Origin of the sequence: Cardiobacterium hominis (assembly GCF_900637305.1) — a bacterium.
GTDB classification, from domain to species: domain Bacteria; phylum Pseudomonadota; class Gammaproteobacteria; order Cardiobacteriales; family Cardiobacteriaceae; genus Cardiobacterium; species Cardiobacterium hominis.
Window position 1 is genome coordinate 342,657 of record NZ_LR134365.1, and the last position, 19,198, is coordinate 361,854.

Here is a 19,198-nt window from a genome sequence, read left to right on the forward strand (position 1 = left end):
TTATTTCCCCCGGTTTTTGAGATCGTCAATTTCCGCGGCGGTGAGATAGCGGATATCTGCACCGCGCAGGATGAAAAAGAGTTTTGCGGTTTCTTCCAGCTCCTCGCTGTTATCCACCGCGTCGGTGAGGTCACTCCCGGTCACCACCACGCCATGATTGGCAAGCAAAAAGGCGCGGCCATCAAGGGCGCGCGCTTCCAGTTCGCGGGCAATATCCGGGTGGCCTGGGCGGTAATAAGGAATGACCGGCAGCGCGCCGACGCGCATCACGTAATACGGCGTAAACGGGCGCAGGGCATTGGCGCTGTCGAGGTTTTGCAGGCAGGACAGCGCGGTGAGGTAGGTAGAGTGCAGATGGACAATGGCGTTGCAGGCGGGGTTTTTACGATACAGCGCGAGGTGAAAGACGGATTCCTTGCTCGGCTTGTCGCCAGTGAGCAGGTTGCCGTCGCCATCAAGGACGGAAAGACGCTCTGCCGTGAGGCGTCCCAGCGAAGAACCGGTCGGGGTAACGAGGAAGCGCTCCCCCTCAAGACGACAGGAGAGGTTACCCGCACCGCCCACGCTGTAGCCGCGCTCGAACAGCGATTTTGCCAGCGCGACCATCTGTTGCTTTTGCTCAAGTTCGGTCATGCGAACATCCCCTGCGCATGGGCGAAAAAGTCTTCGCTGCCGAAGTTGCCGGATTTGAGCGCGAGATAAAGGTCGTCGTCGAGGACGCGCAGCCACGGCACACCAGGGGCGATTTGCCGCCCGATGTGGAAACCGTCCACGCCAAGATGCTGCACGACGATGCTGGAAGTCTCGCCGCCCGCGTTGATGAAATTGCGCACGCCATGCGCTTTCAGCTTGACGGCGAGCGCGGCAAACGTCTGCTCAATGGCATGGCTGGCTTTTTCCACGCCAAAGCGCTGCTGAATCGCCTTGAGTTCGTCCGGTGGCACGGTGGCATAAAGAAGCGGTGCGTATTCGCCGCCTAGATGCGCGACTGCCCACTGGTAGAGTTCTTCAATATAGGCGTCGCCTTCATGAATACAGCGTTCGGCTTCCACGAAGCGGGTCGGGGCGATGGCCTGATACGCGGCAACCTGCTTGTTGGTCATCACCGAACACGAGCCGGAAAGCGCGACGGTCAGCGCCTTGTGTGGCACAAAGGCATCGCTGCCTTTTTTGCCACCGGACAGACGCGCTGCCACATAAGCACCCAAGCCAGAGCCGCCGGTAAGCAACTTCAAATCAGCGCAGGCTTCGGCAAGCACCGCAAGCTGCGCGTTATCGACACTATCCACTACCGCGTAACGGTAGCCATCGCGGCGCAGTTCAGCGAAGCGCTCGCGTACCCGCGCCGCCCCTTGCGCGACATCCGGGCAGGCCACCAAACCGGTCTTGCCGCGACTTTGCGCGTCCATCAGGCGGATGAGGCTCGCATCCGTCATCGGCGTAATCGGGTGGTTGCGCATGCCTGATTCATTCAACAGCACTTCACCAACGAACAAATAGCCGTTAAAAATGGTGCGGCCATTGACTGGCAGCGCAGGGGAAATGACGGTGAAATCCTCGCCAAGCGCGTCCAGCAGCGCATCGGTTACCGGGCCGATATTGCCCTGTGCGGTGCTGTCGAAAGTCGAGCAATATTTGAAATAAAACTGGCGACAATCCTGCGCACGCAACCAATCCAGCGCGGCAAGCGATTGGGCGATGGCTTCATCGACCGGATTGGAGCGCGATTTCAGACTAATCACCACCGCGTCCACGCCGTCCGGCAGCGGGCGCTGCGGAATACCGTTCATCTGTACGGTGCGCAGGCCGTTTTCCACGAGGAAACTGGCGATGTCGCTCGCGCCGGTGAAATCATCCGCAATAATGCCAAGCTGAATCATCTCAACCTCCCTTCTTCGGCAGCTCAATGCCGCTGAAAATCTTGATGACGGCGCTATCGTCTTCCTTGCCATAACCGGCGTTGCTCGCCTCGGTGAACATATTGAAGGCAGTGGAAGCCAGCGGTAACGGGAAATGCAGCGCCTTGCCGGTATCGGTGACCAGACCCAAATCTTTCACAAAAATATCGACCATCGACAGCGGCGCGTAATCCCCTTCGACCACATGCTTCATGCGGTTTTCAAACATCCACGAATTGCCAGCGGCATGGGTGACCACGTCGTACATCAAATCCAGCGGAATGCCCGCTTTGGCAGCAAGCGCCATCGCCTCCGCCCCGGCGGCAATATGTACCCCGGCCAGCAGCTGGTGGATGATTTTCACCGTTGCGCCGAGACCAATCTCCGTGCCACAGCGGTACACCTTGCCCGCAGCGGCATCAAGCACCGGTTGCAGGCGGGCAAACGCCTCATCGCTGCCGGCAGCCATCACCGTCATCTCACCAGCAGCCGCTTTCGCCGCCCCACCGGATACCGGCGCGTCCAGCATGATGAGACCACGTGCGGCAAGTGCTTCGCCAAAACGCTTGGCATCCTGCGCGGCGATGGTGGAAGAAACCATCACCGCCGTACCTGGTTTCAACTTGTCGGCAAGTGCATCATCACCAAAAAGCACTGCTTCCACCTGCTTGGCATTAACCACCAGCAACACCACGGCGTTCAGCTTGTCAGCAAACCTTTCCGCCGAAGCTGCAACATCTTTTGCGCCCGCTGCTTGCAACGTGGCAAGTGCCTGCGGATTCAAATCCACGCCATAAGTATCAAGCCCGGCGCGCACGCAAGACTGCGCCACACCCATCCCCATCGCGCCCAAGCCGATGACTGCTACTGCATACGTCATGATGAACCTCTCGTCATGTGTGAAAAACGAGAGCGATATTAAAACTGCATCTGTGGCAAATCAACCATTTCAACGTTAAATGGCGTGGAATGTTGTGGTTTACTGTTTTTTTAAGTGATTTTTCTGGTGGTTTGTCACTCTTACGACATATGCGGATTCCGCATGGGCATGCTGTGAAGCACCAAGAACATATCAAGAGTTATGTATAGAGTGACGCATTCGTTACCCGATTGGATTTTCTGGCGACAAATCCCACATTTTTTGCAGGAATTGTTTGCCGTCTGTCTGCGGGTTGCGCTAAAGTATGTGACGATTTTTGGACGGCTATCTAGTTCAAAACGTCAACTTTTAATGTGAATCCTCGTAACCAGGAGATTTTGAATGATGAAACGTAAGATTTCTGTGCTGCTGACTTCCGTGGCGATTGCCGCTCTGGCTCAAGCACAAGATGACAACGCCGCCCAGGAAGCGGCTGCTCAGGCACCTGCCGACAGCGTTGCCCTGACTGTTCCGCAAGTAAAACCGGGCGAGTGCCAGGCGCTGGTAGTCGTTCCTGCCAAGTTCGAGCCGCGTACCGAGCAGGTCGTCATCAAGGATGCCGCCAAGTCCTACGAGATTGTTCCCGCTGAATACGAGTGGACGGAAGAGCAGGTCGTGATCAAACCCGCCAGCAAGAAGCTGGAAATCGTCCCCGCCGTGTTCGAAACGGTCGAGGAGCAAATTGAGGTTGAGCCGGCGATAACCACGCAAGAAGTCATCCCGCCGCAATATACGGAAGTGAAGGAAGAAGTGGTTGCCAAACCCGCCTACATGACCGCGCGTAGCGAAGGCCCGGCGCGCACGTTCTCATCCGCTGGCGAAGCGCTGCGTATGGTTGAGGTTCCCGCCCAGATGGAAACCATCACCAAGCAGACCGTGCAGGAAGAAGCCCGCCTGAACCCGACCCAGGTTGAAGCCAAGTTCGAGACGGTGAAGAAGCAGAAACTGGTGAGCGAGGAAACTACCCGCGAAATCGAAGTCCCGGCCGAATACAAGACCATCAAGGTCAAGAAGCTGGTGAAGGAAGCGGAGCAACGCGAGAAGGAAATCCCGGCCGAGTATGCGGAAGTGACCAAGTTCGAGAAGGTCGCCGATGCGCAGGTACGTTGGGAAAGCGTGCTGTGTAACGACAGCGTGAACAGCAAAACCATCGAAGCGGTTCAGGCCGCGCTGAAGAAGGAAGGCTACAAGGTTTCCGTTGATGGCGCGTTGGGTCCTGGAACCATGAAGGCGCTGGAAGCCTATCAGCGCAAGCATAACCTCGGCGTGGGCGGTGTTACCCGCGAAACGCTGCAGGCGATGGGCATCGAGCAGTAATCCTGCCGCCACTCATTACAAGGAAGGCGCAAGCCTTCCTTTTTTGTCATGCAATACCAGCTTTTTACGCAAGACGGCAGCGCGCGGCGCGGCCGCATTACTTTCCCCAACGGGCAGACGGTGGAAACGCCGGTGTTCATGCCGGTCGGCACCCTCGGCACGGTCAAGGGGCTTGCGCCGGAGGAGTTGCACGCCATGGGCGCGGAAATCATCCTCGGCAATACCTTCCACCTGATGCTACGCCCCGGCGAGGACATCGTCGCCGCGCATGGCGGTCTGCATCAGTTCATGCACTGGGACAAGCCGATTCTCACCGATTCTGGCGGTTTTCAAGTGTTCAGCCTTGCCAAAATCCGTAAATTGACCGAGGAAGGCGCGCGTTTCCGTTCGCCGGTTGATGGCAGCGAGGTGTTTCTCTCGCCGGAGCGCTCGATGCAGGTGCAGCGCGCGCTCAATTCCAATATCGTCATGCAGCTCGATGAATGCACGCCCTACCCGGCGACGCATGAAGAGGCGGAGAAGTCCATGCGCCTCTCGCTGCGCTGGGCGGCGCGCTCAAAGGCGGCGCACGCGGGCAATCCGAACCATCTTTTTGGCATCGTGCAGGGCGGCATCTATCCCGATTTGCGCCGCGAATCGGCGGAGGGGCTGGTCGCGCTTGACCTGCCCGGTTATGCCGTTGGCGGTCTGGCGGTCGGCGAGCCGCTGGAAATGCGCAATGCGACGCTGGAGCACACCCTGCCGCATCTGCCCGTGACCAAGCCGCGTTACCTGATGGGCGTCGGTAAGCCGGAGGATATTGTCGAAGGCGTGCGCCGTGGCGTTGATATGTTTGATTGCGTCATGCCAACGCGCAACGCGCGCAATGCTTACCTTTTCACCCGCTTCGGCACGCTGAAGCTGCGCAATACCATCCACAAGCGCGACCTGCGTCCGATTGAGGAGGGTTGTGATTGCTACACTTGCCGCCATTACAGTCGCGCTTACCTGCACCATCTCGACAAATGCAACGAGATGCTCGGCGCGCGGTTGAACACCATCCATAACCTGCGCTACTACATCCGCCTCATGCACGACATGCGCGCGGCGATAGAGCAGGGGCGCTTCGCCAGCTTTGCTGACGACTTTTATGCCATGCGGCGCCAAGGCGCATAAGCTATAATGCCGCGCTTTCATTAACCTATTTCGAGAGGAAACAACCATGCTATTCATCCAGGACGCTTACGCACAAGCCGCCCCGCAAGCCGGAGGCGGTGCCAGTTCCATCATCATGATGGTGCTGCTCATCGGCGTGATGTGGTTCTTCATGTTCCGTCCGCAGCAAAAGAAAATGAAAGAGCACCAGCTACTGATTTCCAGCCTGAAAAAAGGCGACGAAGTGATGACCAACGGCGGCATCATGGGGCGCATCATGGATCTGGACAACTTCGCCGTTGATCTGGAGATCGCGAAAAATACCGTCATTCGCGTACAGCGCGGCGTGGTCGTGCAAATCCTGCCGAAAGGCTCGCTCAAAGCGGCGCTGGGCAGCAACAAGGCCGCCAACGACGATAAGGCGGACAAAGCCGAAGCCAAAAACGAAAAGAACGAAGCGGAAGACGACGCCGACAAAGCCTAAACTTCCCCGCAGGCTGCCGCAGGGCAGCCTTTTCACTTTAGTCCCCAAGCCATCGGAACCCCACCATGAACAGAGCCTTCGCCGGCTGGAAATACGCCCTCATCATCGCCATCACCCTATTGGGTGCGCTGCTTGCGCTGCCCAACTGGTTCGGCAAAAGCCCGACCGTGCAAATGCAATTTGTCTCGCCGGAAGCCGCCACCGCAGCGGCACAGGAAGTCACCACACAACTGCACGCCGCCAACATCGAGCCGAGCCGCTGGAAAGTGGACGGCCAGAACCTCAACCTCTTCTTCCCGCAGACCGACGTGCAAATCCAGGCGCGCGACCTGCTCACCGGCAAATACCCGGACAACGCCATCTCGGTAAACCTCCTGCCGAACACGCCGCAATGGCTGCAATCCATGGGCCTCTCGCCGATGAACCTCGGCCTTGACCTGCGCGGCGGTATCTCCTTCCTCCTGCAAGTTGACAGCAACGAACTGTTCACGCGCAAATCGGCAGAGCTGATTGACATCGCCACCTCCACCACCGAAAAAAACAACATCCCGATGCAGGGCGCGGAAGCCGCCCAAAACGGCGGCGTCATCCTCAGCTTTGCCAGCGACGGCGACCGCGAACGCGCGCTGGACGAACTGCGCACCCTGCTGCCGCCAGGCCTCGAACAAGTGAACCTCGAAGAAAACGGCCAGTACCGCGTCCGCCTGCAATACAGCGAACAGGGCATCAGCGAACTCAAACGCCGCGCCGCCGACCAGAACCGCCAACGCATGACCAGCCGGGTGAACAGCCTCGGCGTTGCCGAACCCTCGATTCAAGTCGTCGGTGACGACCGCCTCCTCATCCAGCTGCCGGGCATCCAGGACGTCGCCAAAGCCAAAGAAATGCTCGGCTCCACCGCCACGCTCGAATTCTACATCGTGGACGAACAAGGCGACCTCGCCCAGGCAGTACGCATGAAACGCGCGCCCTTTGGCAGCAAACTCGCCTACTTTGAAGACGGCTCGCCCATCCTCCTCAAGCGCAAAGTCGTGCTGAGCGGCGAACACATCATAGACGCCGCCGTAAACCCGGCAAGCCAACAAGGCATCGCGGTGGACGTCGTCCTTGACTCCGCCGGTGGCGCGCAAATGGCGCAAGTCACCCGCGAAAACCTGAAAAAACCGATGGCGACCATCTATGTCGAATACGTCCCCGTCACCAAAAACGACGAAAACGGCAACCCGGTCACCACCGTCGAAAAACACGAAACCGTGGTGAACTCCGCCACCATCCAGAGCCAATTTGCCGACCGCTTCCAAATCACCGGCGTCACCCCGCTCTCGCGCGCGCAAAAACTCGCTGCGACCCTGCGCGCTGGCTCCCTCGTCGCCCCGGTGTACATCATCGAAGAACGCACCATCGGCCCGAACGCGGGGAAAAAGAACATCGACCAGGGCGTGAACGCTTCGCTCCTTGGCCTCGCCTTCATCGTCATCTTCATGCTCATCTACTACCGCAAACTGGGGCTGTACGCCAACCTTGCCCTCGTGGTGAACCTCGTCCTGCTCTTGGCGCTGATGTCGCTTTTGGGCGCGACCCTGACCCTGCCGGGCATCGCCGGTATCGTGCTGACGCTGGGCATGGCGGTAGATGCCAACGTCCTCATCTACGAACGCATCCGCGAAGAAGTACACGAACACATCGAAATCCACCAGGCGGTGCGCATGGGCTTTGCCAACGCCCTCTCCACCATCGTGGACGCCAACATCACCACCCTCATCGTTGCGGTGCTGCTGTTCAGCTTCGGCGCGGGCCCGATCAAAGGCTTTGCCGTCACCCTCTCGCTCGGCATCCTCACCACCATGTTCACCGCCATCTTCGTCACCCGCGCGCTGGTCGAATACCTCACCCTGCGCAAGCCGAACCCGAAGATCAACCTCTGAGGCGACCCCATGCAAATCAAACTCCCCTACATTCCCTTCATGAACTACAGTCGGCAGGGACTCTGGTTCTCCACCGTGCTGACCATCGCCGCCGTGCTGCTCATTATCTTCCGCGGCTTCAACTTCGGCCTCGAATTCACCGGCGGCGCGACCATCGAAATGCAATACGCCCAAGCGGCGGACATCGGCCACGTGCGCAGCGTCGTCGAAAAAATCGTGCCGGATGCGGGCGTCGTCCAATACGGCTCCTCGCGCGACGTCCAAATCCGCTTCGCCGAACAAGAAGGCGCGAACATCGACCAGACCATGAGCGACATGGTCAGCGCGCTGCAAGCCGACGCACCCGACGCCAAACTCACCGGCCAATCCAAAGTCGGCGGCCAATACAAAGAAGAACTCGTCAGCAAAGGCCTGCTCGCCATCGGCCTCGCCTGCATCGGCATGATCATCTACCTCGGCCTGCGCTTCGAATGGAAATTCGCCCTTGGCGCCGTGCTGGCGCAGCTGCACGACGTCATCATCACCGCCGGCGTCTTCTCACTCATGGGCTGGACATTCGACCTGAACGTGCTGGCGGCACTGCTCGCCATCCTCGGCTACTCGGTGAACGACACCGTCGTCGTCTACGACCGCATCCGCGAAAACTTCCGCAAACTGCCCGCAGTCACGCCGAAAGACGTCATCGACACCTCCATCAACCAGACCCTCGCGCGCACCATGGTAACGAGCTTCACCACCCTGCTCTCCGTCATTGCGCTGGCGCTCTTTGGCGGCACCATCCTCGCCGGCTTCTCCATCGCGATGATCATCGGCATCATCTTTGGCACCTACTCCTCCATCTTCGTCGCCAGCGCCATCGTTTACCGCATGGGCGTCAAACACGAAGACCTGATGCCGCGCGCCCAAAAACCCATCGACGACCTGCCGTAACACCAAGCCACCTCCCCCATGGGGGGCTGGGGTGGGGCAGCAAACCAGTCGCACAGCGACAAAACCCATTTACATACACCTGAGCGCTTAACGTGTATGTAAAACCCAACCCTCCACCACAAACCATGCCCCGCTTCCATATCGGCCACGCCGCGCTGCTCCTCACCGCGGCACTCTTTGGCATCGCCTTCATCTTCCAGCGCCACAGCGCCACCGCCGTCAGCGCGCTTATCTTCATGAGCTGGCGACTGCCCGTCTCGGCCGCCTTCCTCCTCGCCATCCTCGCCCTGTGCCGCCGCCCCGCCTGGGGACACTGGCTGCGCGACGGCATCTGCTGCGGCATCCTCCTCTTTCTCGGCATGTACAGCCAACAATGGGGACTGGAGCACACTACCGCAGGCAAATCCGGCTTCATCACCAGCCTCTACGTCATCCTCGTGCCGCTCCTCGCCCTCCTCGGCGGCGAGCGCCTCGGCAAAACACTCATCCTCGCCACCCTGCTCGCCTTCGCCGGGCTGACTTGCTTCGCCGCCATCCACAGCGACAGCGCCGCGCTCAACTGGAACGCGGGCGACAGCGCCACCCTCGCCAGCGCCTTCATCTGGGCGCTCTACGTCAACTACTACGGCATCGCCGTGCGCCGCAGCGAACTGCTCACACTCACCACCGTACAAATCACCGTCGCCGCACTCCTCACCCTGCCCGCCGCCCTCGCCACAGAAGGCGCGGGCGCGCTCACCGACCCGGCGCTGCTCAACTACAGCAAATGGGACATCCTCTACACCGCCGTCGCCTCCTCCGGCATCGCCTTCTTCCTGCAAGGCTGGGCGCAGCGGCACGTCGCCGCCACCCCGACCGCCATCATCCTCTCCATGGAAAGCATCTTCGCCCTCGCCGCCGGCTGGCTCATCCTCGACGAACCCGTAACCCTGCTGATGCTCACCGGCTGCGCCCTGCTCTTCGCGGCGATGACCATCGCCCAACTCGAACCTGGCAAAACCCCATGACCAACCCCGAAACCCTGCAAAACCGCCCCATCGGCGTCTTCGACAGCGGCGTCGGCGGCCTCACCGTCGTCCGCGCCCTGATGGAACGCCTGCCGCTCGAACACCTCATCTACTACGGCGACACCGCCCGCGTCCCCTACGGCGTCAAATCACGCGCCACCATCGAAACCTACAGTGCGCAAATCGTTGAATACCTCCTCGCGCAGCGCGTCAAAGCGCTGGTCATCGCCTGCAACACCATCGCCGCCGTCGCGGGAGACAGCATCCGCGCCCAGGCCCGCGGCCTGCCGGTGCTGGACGTCATCACCGCCGGCGCGCAGGCCGCCTTGCAAACCAGCCAAAACCACCACATCGCCGTCATCGCCACCAACACCACCGTCAACAGCAACGCCTACGCCCGCGCCATCCACGCGCATGACCCGCAGGCGCGCGTGCAGTCACAAGCCTGCCCGCTCTTGGTGCCGCTCGTGGAAGAAGGCTGGCTGGAGCACGACGTCACCCGCCTCACCGTGCGCGAATACCTGAAACCCATCCTCGCCGACGACGCCGACACACTCGTCCTCGGCTGCACCCACTACCCGCTACTCAAACCGCTGCTGCGGGAAGAAGCCCCGCGCCTCGCGCTAGTCGATTCCGCCACCACCACCGCCGCACACACCGCCCAAGCGCTGACCGCCGCCGGCCTCCTGCGCCAAAGCGGCGACAGCGCCCACTACCGCTACTGCGTCAGCGACATCCCGCTACGCTTCCGCGCCATCGGCGAGCGCTTCCTCGGCCGCAGCATTGATGACCTCGAAACCGTGCGCCTGGGGTGAACAACATCTTGTAGCACGCTTGCAACAAAATGACCAAATCCCCACGAACTTCTACAACAAAGCGCGCCATAATGCCGCCGCGCACCAGAGCGCTCATTTCACGACTCAAGAGGAATCCAGCGATGAAAAACATTCTGCTCTCTACTGCTGTTGTCAGCCTGCTCGCCGCTTGTGGCGGATCTGGCGCCAGCGACACCATCACCCCGGACGATGTCCACATTGACCTGTCCAAAGAAAAAAAAGGCAGCGTCGTCATTAACACCCCGAACGGCAGGTTGCGCGGCTACAACCAGTACGCCTCTTTTTACGGCGTCTGGGTGGATGACAACAAAGCGAAAAGAGAACTGCGCTACCGTGGCGACAAAACAGTGAACGTCCCGCAAAGTGGCAAGGCGGTTTACCACGGTAACGCCGTACGTTGGGATACCGTCAAGGATCAGGTTCTGACTAATGGCGAAAGCACCCTGAATGTGGACTTCGGCGAGCGTACCGTTGATGGAAAAATCATCTTTAAAGGTTTCCGTCGTGACATCACCCTGGAAGAGGGTGCACTGCGTGGCGCGGAATACAAAGGCACCGCAAGTGTCGTCGGTGACAGCAAAGGTCGCTACGAAGGCGCGCTTTACGGCGAAAACGCTCAAGAAACCGCCGGGCAAGTCGTCTTCCCCAACGACAGCAGCCTCAATACCTCTTTCGGCGGTACACGCGACTAACAAGGGCGCAAACGCCAAAAACCGGATGCCCGAGGCATCCGGTTTTTTTATGCCCGCATGACTGCTGCACCCTGTGGGCAAAACTGACGCAGAAGGACAAAAACCGCACGATGCGCTATCGCTGAAGCAGACAGAACGGCAGACGCATTGCGTCAGTCACCGTATGAGAGAACGGCGAAAAAGGGACGCTTTACCATCAACCGGATATTTGACGCCATAAAGAGTGGCTGAGCGCACCGCTTCCGGCAAGCGGTAGGGCGGGACCTGCCCCACCGCGACTATCAAGACATTCATCGTCTAACAAAAAACGGCACCCATTGCGGGTGCCGTTGCGATGCGGTAGCAGGACGCTTACTTCTTCGCTTCTTCTTTCTTGGCTTCTTCGGGTTTGGCTTCTGCCTTGGCATCAGCGGGCTTTTCCTCTGCTTTCGCAGCTTCGCCCACTTTGATCAGCTCAACGTCAAAAGTCAGCGTGGCATTCGGCGGAATGCTCGGCGGTGCGCCAGTTTCGCCGTAAGCGAGGGTGGACGGAATATAGAGAGTATATTTGCTGCCCTCGTTCATCAGCTGCAGGCCTTCGACCCAGCCGGGGATGACATCAGTGACCTTGAACGTCACCGGCTCTTTGCGCTCGTAGGAGCTGTCAAAGACGGTGCCATCCAGCAGACGGCCTTCGTAGTGGACAGTCACGCTGTCGCTTTTTGTCGGTTTGGCGCCTTTGCCTTCTTTCTCGACCTTATATTGCAGGCCGGTAGCGGTAGTCTTCACGCCGTCTTTCTTGCCGTTTTCATCGAGGAATTTCTTGCCCGCTTCGGCGTTGGCGGCGATTTCTTTCTCAAATTGCGCCTGCATTTCTTTCATGCGCGCTTCGGCGAAGGATTTCATGGTTTGATCCATCTCTTCGCGCTTCATCGCCAGCTCTTTGCCTTCGGCAGCGTCTTTCAGGCCAGCGACGATGGCGTCGAGGTTGATGTTTTTCGTGCCGATTTCTTTGACGGTCGTGCCCATATCAACGCCGAGCGCGTAGCCGACTTTGTCAGCATCCGTCTTGAGATCGGCAGCCTGGACGCTGCCAACGACGGCAGCAATAGCGGCAGTAAGCAAGATTTTACGGTTTGTCATTCAGTTCTCTCCTTGGAAAGATTAGGTTGAAAAAGCGGGACGCAGTATGCCACAAGCGGCACCGCTGCGGGTTTTACGGGTGGGTAATTCTTTGACGGTCGCCATCAATCAAGCCGCGACGTTGCAACCAGGCGATAGCATCGGCGGCGTCACCTTCCAGCCAGGCATAAACACTACCTTCGCGGTAACTATAGCCCCAAATGGTCATGTCACGCAGCATCTGCTCGCGCCCCACATCCGGTAGGGCTTCAGCGAGCAGAATCTGCAAAAAATTGACGGCGCATTCTTCGAGAACAGTACCGCCTGCGTCAGTGTGCAACTTGGCGCGGCGCGCCTCGTCCATACAAATCCAGTGCCCTGCTTCATGCAGGGCGGAATGCGTCGGCGTGTCCGGGCGAATATAAAGAGAGTCCAGCACCAAACCCGCTTCCGGCGCGCCCCAATAACTGCCGGGAATATCCGCGCCATCCGGCAGCATCACCACCTTCAGACCATACTCGCCGAGCAGGGCTTGCAGTGCGGGCAGACTAATTTCTGCGCAGAGCTGGACGTTTTGCGTCATACCGGCTCGCCGAGTTTGACGACCAGCACATCGCAATTCACACCAGGCAGGATGTCATCCGCCGTCGCGCCCAAAAGCGAGGCCAGGCCGGTGCGCACATGGCGGCCGATAACCACGAGATCCGGCTTGATTTTCTCGCAATAATCGAGAATGCCGCGGCGGGTAGAAAGCGCCGTCTCAACGTGAGCGTCGTCGGCGACGATCTTGTGCCGCGCCAGCAGCTGCTGCAACTTCTCACGCGCGCCAGAGATAATTTCATCCTCATTACTGATGGGGATAATCGGCACAATCTCATAGCCCGCGGTGAGGACGGTTTCCTCCATCACGTGCAGCACACGCAGCTTCGCATCCGTGCCTTCCAACATACATTTGGCACGACTGGCGACGATGTCGCTGTCTTCACGCAAATCGGTCACAAGCAAAACATTCTTATAGCGCATGGGGTTCTCCTGTCGGTTGAAAAACGCACCTCTATACAAGGCACAGCCTTACTTTACCATAACTGGCCTGTAGCGGCGGCGCGACAATACCGGCGATATACGCTCCCAAACGCACTATTTCGTCTGAAAACGACGCAAGACGTCGTGAATCGACAAAACCGACGGAAAACGGCAAGCCCCGCGTCCAAAAAACGGGGCGCGCGTGGCCCAAAAATCCCGCAAAGAATCCCGCTTTCCCGGTGCATAACAAAAAAACGAAGTGTAACCTAATGAAAACAAAAAAAATTATAACCATGGCACAGCCAAAGCATATACCTTCGCAACAGCAAACGCTGTTACAACCCGCAGCGAATGCTGTAATTCAAACCCGAAAACCTAATGGAGTAAATCTCATGAAAAAATTGCAAAAAGGCTTCACCCTCATCGAGCTGATGATCGTTATCGCCATTATCGGTATTCTGGCTGCTATCGCTCTGCCGGCCTACCAAGATTATATCGCACGTTCACAAATGACCGAAGGTTTTAACCTTGCTGGTGGCCAAAAAGGTGCCCTGAGCGAATTCTACGCTGACAAAGGCAGATGGCCTTCTAACAATACTGAAGCAGGTATTGCTGCAGCAAGCCAAATTACTGGCAAATATGTTGCTAACGTTGCTGTTAATGCTAGTCAAATTACAGCCACGATGAAATCTTCTGAAATTTCTAAGGGCATTCAAGGTAAAACAATTACCTTGACTGGTACTGTAGCAGGTAACCCGCAGGATCAAGGTTCATATCAGTGGGCTTGCGAATCTAACGCTTCTGCTAAATATCTTCCTGCTTCTTGCCGTTAATATTAGCGGTTCGCAGAATCAAAGAAGCCACACTTTGTGTGGCTTCTTTTGGTTTGTATAAAATAGACTAGATACATGGGTGTTAAAGTGAAAAGAAATATACAGCAAGGCTTTACGCTGATTGAGTTGATGGTCGTGATTGCTATTATTGGGGTGTTGGCTGCTATTGCACTTCCCGCTTATCAAATTTATGTTACGCGGGCGCAAATGGGCGAAGCTTTCAATTTAGTGGATGCGCAAAAGAACGCGGTTGTTGAAACTCGAACCAATAAAGGGGACTGGCCATCTAATAACACAGAAGCAGGTATGGGCGACCCTACTAAAATCAGCGGAAAATATGTTGAAAAAGTAGAAGTGACTAGCGGTGGTGTTATTACGGCTACAATGAAATCGTCTGGAATAGCGGCTACAATACAACATAAAACGTTAACGCTTACTCCTACAGAGACCAATGGTTCATACACTTGGGAATGCAGTTCTAACGTTGGTAAAATGTATCTTCCTGCAGTATGCAGGTAATAACCTGAATCTACATCCATCCTCCATAAGGATGGATGTTTTTTATTATCGAGGACAGTAAAAATGCGACATTTAAAATTATGGACGGTCATTTCAATATTTTTAGGTATTTCATCCTTATGGGCTAAATTTTTATTTTTCAACAAAATTACCATACCAAGTTTCTTTTCAGGTGATTTATTTTTAACGTTGAATAATTTAGGAGCCTATTTTGGAGCTTCCGCCATGATTGTTTGGTTGGGTGGAGTTACGGTCATTTCTGACAAAATAATGACAATAGGCCTAATTATAGGTGGATTGACTTTGTCTTTTATTTTAACGGGAGAGTTGAACGAATCTTCACCAGGAGCATTATTATTAATAGCATTTTGGCCGATAGGTATTATTTCTTTACTGTCTTGTTTATATTATTGTAAGCCGGTAGCGGCTATTTTTGGTTATAAACCTTCAGTGCAAGAAAAGGAATATGTTAAGAATTACTTTTTTTTAACGGTTATTACATTGTCGTTGGGAATGGCGACGCATTCCGCCCTAGATATTGTTTCTGTTATCTTGCCGGAAACTATTGATTTTGATCTTTATAGAATAGATACTGCCTATTGGGGATTTACTGAAAATTTCTACCGTTCATTTCAGATGACGACCCCTGTTATTTTTCAGACTTTAGTATATGTAGCATACTCCCTTCTGACTATAGCGCTCTTTGCATCTACAGGGTTAGTTATACGTGACAAAAGATCTGAGCAGCTCAACATTTTAAGGGTTTTAGTCGTTCCTTTTATACTTGCTTTCCCTTTGTATTGTTTAAGCCCCGTCGCTGGCCCTATTGTGACATTTAATGGATATTATCCAGATGAAATGTCAGTATTGGAAGGGATTGGATATGGCGTTAACCCTGTTATACCTTCTCCTCGAAATGGAATGCCTTCTTTGCACTTTACTGGCGCCGCTCTAATTATGTTAGTTACTGCATGCCTGTCGCGAAAACATTTTTTCTGGGCAGCTTGCATTTTTACTTTCTTGACTTGTGTGGCAACACTAGGTCTTGGCGAGCATTATTTTATAGACTTAGTAGTTGCTGCTCCTTTTTTAATGTCTTTGGGTACTGCACTTATCAATCCTCCTGGATGGAATTTTTATAGACGTTTGGACTGGTGGATATGCACTTTGCTGTTTATTTGTTGGGAACTCCTATTTTGGAGTGTCAATACTCGCGTTTTTATGATAAATTTTCCGTTATTTGTGCAACTCTTCTCACTAATAACTATAAGCGTAACTATTTGGTGCTTTTCTAATTTCTTGCGGCTAGTTTGGCATCTTCCACCACCAGCTACAGAGAGAAGAGAAGTCACGAACGAAGAAAATATTGCAACAAAGCCTCAAACTCAAGAAAAACAGGAGTCAATGCGCTGGGTCTATGGTTTGTTTGTCTGTTCTGGCTTTGCCGGACTGCTCTACGAAGTGGTCTTTGCCAAACACCTAGGCATCATCTTCGGTGGCACCGCACTTGCGGCTTACACCGTGATGGCGACTTATATGGGCGGGATGGCTCTCGGTGCCTGGCTCGGTGGAATCATTGCCGAGCGCGTGCGCACCCCGCTCAAGTGGTATGCGCTCTTTGAAGCGGCGATCGGAGTGTATGCGCTGGCAACGCCTACGCTGTTCAAACTGATTGAGCACATTTACATTGCGCTGGCTAGCGACGTGCGTCCCGACGCGCCCATACTTACCTTCTGGCGGGTGGCACTCGGTGCGCTGGTGCTTGGCATTCCGACCCTGCTGATGGGAACGACGCTGCCGATCATGTTCAAATTCCTGCGCGGCTATCTCAGCAACCGTGGTCGCATCATCTCCCGCCTTTATACCGCCAACATCATTGGCGCCGCCTTTGGTGCCCTCGCCGGAGCGTATCTCGTGCTGCCGACTTTCGGTCTGCTCAGTTCGACCCGTTTGGCAGCGATGCTCAGCTTGATGATTGCGCTCTATGCGCTGGATCGCTTAAAAGCGTTGCATACTACAGAAAACAACGCAGCCACCGCGCCTGTCGCAATACAAACAACAGAAAGTGATGATGAGGAGGAGGAAAGCGGTTATGCCTCCCTTCCGCCACAGGATGCCGGACAGCGCCGCCGTCTCGGACTCGCCGCTTTGCTGCTGGTTACTGTCGGCGGTGTGGTCAGTCTCGCGCTGGAAATCGTCAATATGCACATGCTGGCGATCATCGCCGGCAACAGTGTCTATGCCTTCGGCCTGATGCTGGCCACTTTCCTTCTTGGTCTCGGTTTGGGTTCGGCCTGCTATGGCAAACTGCGCCATCTACTCACTGACCCAGCAGTTGCTACCATCGCACAACTGGGCATCTTCTTCAGCATCGTCATCTCTGCCTTCCAGTGGGACGGGCTTTCCAACTATTTCGCCAGTTTTGGCTTCATGCAGCAATACCATCACTTCGGCTTTGGCGCGCGTGAGCTAATCCGTGGCAGCGTCTGCGCCATTATCATGCTGCCGCCGGCGTTTTTCATTGGATTGGGCTACCCGGCGACAATGGCGTTGGCAACGGCGTGGTTGAAAAGCCGTGGAGAAGCGGCAGGCTTGGGTATCGCCAGCCTGTGCAACACGCTGGGCAATATTGCAGGCGTCCTGTTGGCAGGCTTTGTTTTCCTCAACTGGCTCGGCTCAAACCGCCTGCTTTTCGGGCTAGCAATCCTCTCGTTGTTACTGGCGCTGTACATGATGTGGGCAGGGCGTGTAGCCTGGGCGCTGCTCTTTAAGCAACACCACGGCAGACAGCGTATTGCTGCGGCCATAACGGCGCTTGCCATTGCCGCAGCGTTGTGGAGTTATCCGGCGCAATGGAACCTGACAGCGATTGCTACCGGAGCAAATGTGTACTTCGTTCCTTCAGGACGTGGTGACGTGATAGATGCGCAGGAAAGCATCCAGGGCGGGCTGACAACAGTAAATATGGCCATAGTGCCCGACGACGGTAAGGAAATCACCATGTTAACCCTACTGACCAACGGCAAATTCCAGGGCAATAATTCTCTTGAAACGGCTGCTCAACGAGGAGTTGCAGAAGCGCCGCTATTGCATCAACCCAAACGTGATGACGTACTAGTAATTGGTTATGGTACGGGGCATTCGGCCCAGGTGTTATATGAGGCTGGTTTTGCTCACATGGATATTGCCGAACTGTCGTCAGATATTGTCGCCTTAGCTGACCGCTACTTTGGTGACATTAACAACAAAGTCTCGCAACAGCCAAATGTCAGTATGTACTATACCGACGGGCGCAACTACCTGCTGACGCAGAACAAACGTTACGACCTGATCAGTATGGAGTTGAGCAGTATCTGGTTTGCGGGGACAGCGAACCTCTATAACCGTGAATTCTACCGGCTGGCGAAAGCACGGCTGCAAGAAGATGGCGTGCTGCAACAATGGGTGCAACTGCACCATATGCAGCCGATGGATCTGCTTTACATTTTGAATACTCTGCACCAGGAATTTCGTTACGTTTGGCTATATGTCGTTGGCGGGCAGGGTGTGCTGGTGGCGAGTGATTCGGTCGATGCGATGGGGCTTTACCATCTCGATGGTAGCGTCGTAAGCGATGCGCAGCCACTAAATGCTGAAGCACAAGCCTTACAGGACAGCATGCTGTTGGAGCCTAAAGATGTGGACTATCTGGCGCAGAAATTGCGCGTACCGCAGTTTTTTGTCTCAACGGATAACAATCTCTATCTGGAATATTCAACTCCAAAAGGCAATGCACTGCCAGATGAGGTATTTACTTCAAATATTGAAATGCTGGAAAATTTACATAATGAACGCATAGAGCGAGAGAAGCAACATGACATTTAGACGGCGCTATTTTCTAAGTCATTTGATTTTTTCTATCTTGGTTGGCTGCTTGACAGCAGCCATCGTTTATAAAATCTGGTATCCCGGTGTGCTTGCAAAAGCCATCGGGGTCTCGCATATTTTTCTATTATTATTATGTATTGACGTTACGGTCGGCCCTATTCTAACCCTCTTTCTTGCCAAAGAGGGGAAAAAAGGGTTATGGTTCGATCTAATGACAGTTATAATTCTTCAATTTATTGCGCTTGTTTATGGTATCTGGCATATTGCGGAAGGGCGCCCTGTATGGCAAACCATCAATATCTATCGTGTAGAACTGGTCAAAGCGATAGATATGGATTACACCAATGCCAGAGACCCTTTTGCGCATACACCTTGGGGCAGCCCAAAATGGGCTATGGTACGCCCGGCCAAGGACAAGCAAGAATCGTCTGATTGGTTGTGGCAAGAATTGGAAAAAAGGAAATCTCCAGTACAGCGTGCAGAACTCTACCAGCCCATTGAAGGACACTGGCAGGAAATTGCACATGAGATTCGTCCATTGGCAGATCTGGGAAAATTCAATCCGCAGGAACAGGTTGATGCTGTTCTGCAAGAATATCCTGAAGCTGATGGCTTCTTGCCGATGATGGGCGGCGATCTGGATATGACGGTTTTGCTCTCGAATAAGGAGCAGAAAATTCTGAAAGTGGTTGATTTACGACCGTGGTAGCCAA

Annotated in this window: 18 protein-coding genes; 12 read left to right on the top strand and 6 right to left on the bottom strand. The window is 55.4% G+C overall.

All coding sequences use genetic code 11. The features are described 5' to 3' along the window. Genes otnC through ltnD form a run of 3 tightly spaced genes read right to left on the bottom strand, consistent with a single transcriptional unit; the run spans position 1 to position 2,778 of the window. The gene (otnC, locus tag EL199_RS01550; RefSeq protein WP_004140974.1) at positions 1-633 is read right to left on the bottom strand and encodes a 3-oxo-tetronate 4-phosphate decarboxylase; all 633 of its coding nucleotides are present in this window, start codon (positions 631-633) and stop codon (positions 1-3) included. After that, entirely contained in the window at positions 630-1,880 is a 1,251-nt protein-coding gene (gene otnK, locus EL199_RS01555; RefSeq protein WP_004140973.1) for a 3-oxo-tetronate kinase, read from the bottom strand. Before otnK ends, otnC begins: the two co-directional genes overlap by 4 nt. Before the next feature lies 1 nt (position 1,881). After that, the gene (ltnD, locus tag EL199_RS01560) at positions 1,882-2,778 is read right to left on the bottom strand and encodes an L-threonate dehydrogenase (RefSeq protein ID WP_004140972.1); all 897 of its coding nucleotides are present in this window, start codon (positions 2,776-2,778) and stop codon (positions 1,882-1,884) included. A gap of 381 nt (positions 2,779-3,159) precedes the next feature. On the opposite strand from ltnD, the gene EL199_RS01565 reads away from it, so the two are divergent. The 8 genes from EL199_RS01565 to EL199_RS01600 all read left to right on the top strand — a co-directional run bounded on the left by EL199_RS01565 (position 3,160) and on the right by EL199_RS01600 (position 11,142). Further along, on the top strand, positions 3,160-4,134 hold the full coding sequence (locus EL199_RS01565) for a peptidoglycan-binding domain-containing protein (protein WP_004140971.1): 975 nt from the start codon (positions 3,160-3,162) through the stop codon (positions 4,132-4,134). 48 nt (positions 4,135-4,182) lie between these two features. Beyond that, a complete protein-coding gene (tgt, locus tag EL199_RS01570) occupies positions 4,183-5,289 on the top strand; it encodes a tRNA guanosine(34) transglycosylase Tgt (RefSeq protein ID WP_004140970.1) in 1,107 nt (368 codons plus the stop codon). Positions 5,290-5,335: 46 nt separating this feature from the next. Further along, a complete protein-coding gene (gene yajC / locus EL199_RS01575) occupies positions 5,336-5,752 on the top strand; it encodes a preprotein translocase subunit YajC (protein WP_004140969.1) in 417 nt (138 codons plus the stop codon). A gap of 65 nt (positions 5,753-5,817) precedes the next feature. Further along, positions 5,818-7,677 carry a protein translocase subunit SecD gene (gene secD / locus EL199_RS01580; protein WP_004140968.1) on the top strand — a complete coding sequence of 620 codons (1,860 nt, stop codon included), beginning with the start codon at positions 5,818-5,820 and terminating at the stop codon, positions 7,675-7,677. Between the two features lie 9 nt (positions 7,678-7,686). Continuing rightward, positions 7,687-8,607 carry a protein translocase subunit SecF gene (secF, locus tag EL199_RS01585; protein WP_004140967.1) on the top strand — a complete coding sequence of 307 codons (921 nt, stop codon included), beginning with the start codon at positions 7,687-7,689 and terminating at the stop codon, positions 8,605-8,607. Between the two features lie 125 nt (positions 8,608-8,732). Then, positions 8,733-9,614, top strand: coding sequence for a DMT family transporter (locus EL199_RS01590; protein WP_004140966.1), 882 nt, complete (start codon positions 8,733-8,735; stop codon positions 9,612-9,614). Continuing rightward, positions 9,611-10,429, top strand: coding sequence for a glutamate racemase (gene murI, locus EL199_RS01595; RefSeq protein WP_004140965.1), 819 nt, complete (start codon positions 9,611-9,613; stop codon positions 10,427-10,429). Before EL199_RS01590 ends, murI begins: the two co-directional genes overlap by 4 nt. 122 nt (positions 10,430-10,551) lie before the next feature. Next, the gene (locus EL199_RS01600; RefSeq protein ID WP_004140963.1) at positions 10,552-11,142 is read left to right on the top strand and encodes a Slam-dependent surface lipoprotein; all 591 of its coding nucleotides are present in this window, start codon (positions 10,552-10,554) and stop codon (positions 11,140-11,142) included. 351 nt (positions 11,143-11,493) lie between these two features. Here the strand turns inward: EL199_RS01600 and EL199_RS01605 are convergent, their stop codons facing one another. The 3 genes from EL199_RS01605 to EL199_RS01615 all read right to left on the bottom strand — a co-directional run bounded on the left by EL199_RS01605 (position 11,494) and on the right by EL199_RS01615 (position 13,266). Continuing rightward, positions 11,494-12,264 (bottom strand): FKBP-type peptidyl-prolyl cis-trans isomerase, encoded by a 771-nt coding sequence (locus EL199_RS01605; RefSeq protein WP_004140962.1) that lies wholly within the window; start codon positions 12,262-12,264, stop codon positions 11,494-11,496. A gap of 73 nt (positions 12,265-12,337) precedes the next feature. Further along, positions 12,338-12,826: a hypothetical protein gene (locus tag EL199_RS01610; protein ID WP_004140960.1), complete on the bottom strand. Its 489-nt coding sequence runs from the start codon at positions 12,824-12,826 to the stop codon at positions 12,338-12,340. Continuing rightward, positions 12,823-13,266: a universal stress protein gene (locus EL199_RS01615; protein ID WP_004140958.1), complete on the bottom strand. Its 444-nt coding sequence runs from the start codon at positions 13,264-13,266 to the stop codon at positions 12,823-12,825. The genes EL199_RS01610 and EL199_RS01615 overlap by 4 nt, the downstream gene beginning before the upstream one ends. Before the next feature lie 392 nt (positions 13,267-13,658). Between EL199_RS01615 and EL199_RS01620 the strand changes: the two genes are divergently transcribed. The 4 genes from EL199_RS01620 (at position 13,659) to tfpZ (ending at position 19,194) form a co-directional block, all read left to right on the top strand. Next, a complete protein-coding gene (locus tag EL199_RS01620) occupies positions 13,659-14,099 on the top strand; it encodes a pilin (protein ID WP_004140956.1) in 441 nt (146 codons plus the stop codon). 75 nt (positions 14,100-14,174) lie between these two features. Then, positions 14,175-14,618 carry a pilin gene (locus tag EL199_RS01625; protein ID WP_004140954.1) on the top strand — a complete coding sequence of 148 codons (444 nt, stop codon included), beginning with the start codon at positions 14,175-14,177 and terminating at the stop codon, positions 14,616-14,618. A 63-nt stretch (positions 14,619-14,681) separates the two neighbouring features. Next, complete coding sequence (locus EL199_RS01630) at positions 14,682-18,482, top strand: fused MFS/spermidine synthase (RefSeq protein WP_081447822.1); 3,801 nt, start codon at positions 14,682-14,684, stop codon at positions 18,480-18,482. After that, entirely contained in the window at positions 18,472-19,194 is a 723-nt protein-coding gene (gene tfpZ / locus EL199_RS01635) for a TfpX/TfpZ family type IV pilin accessory protein (protein ID WP_004140948.1), read from the top strand. Before EL199_RS01630 ends, tfpZ begins: the two co-directional genes overlap by 11 nt. The last annotated feature ends 4 nt before the right edge of the window (positions 19,195-19,198 follow it).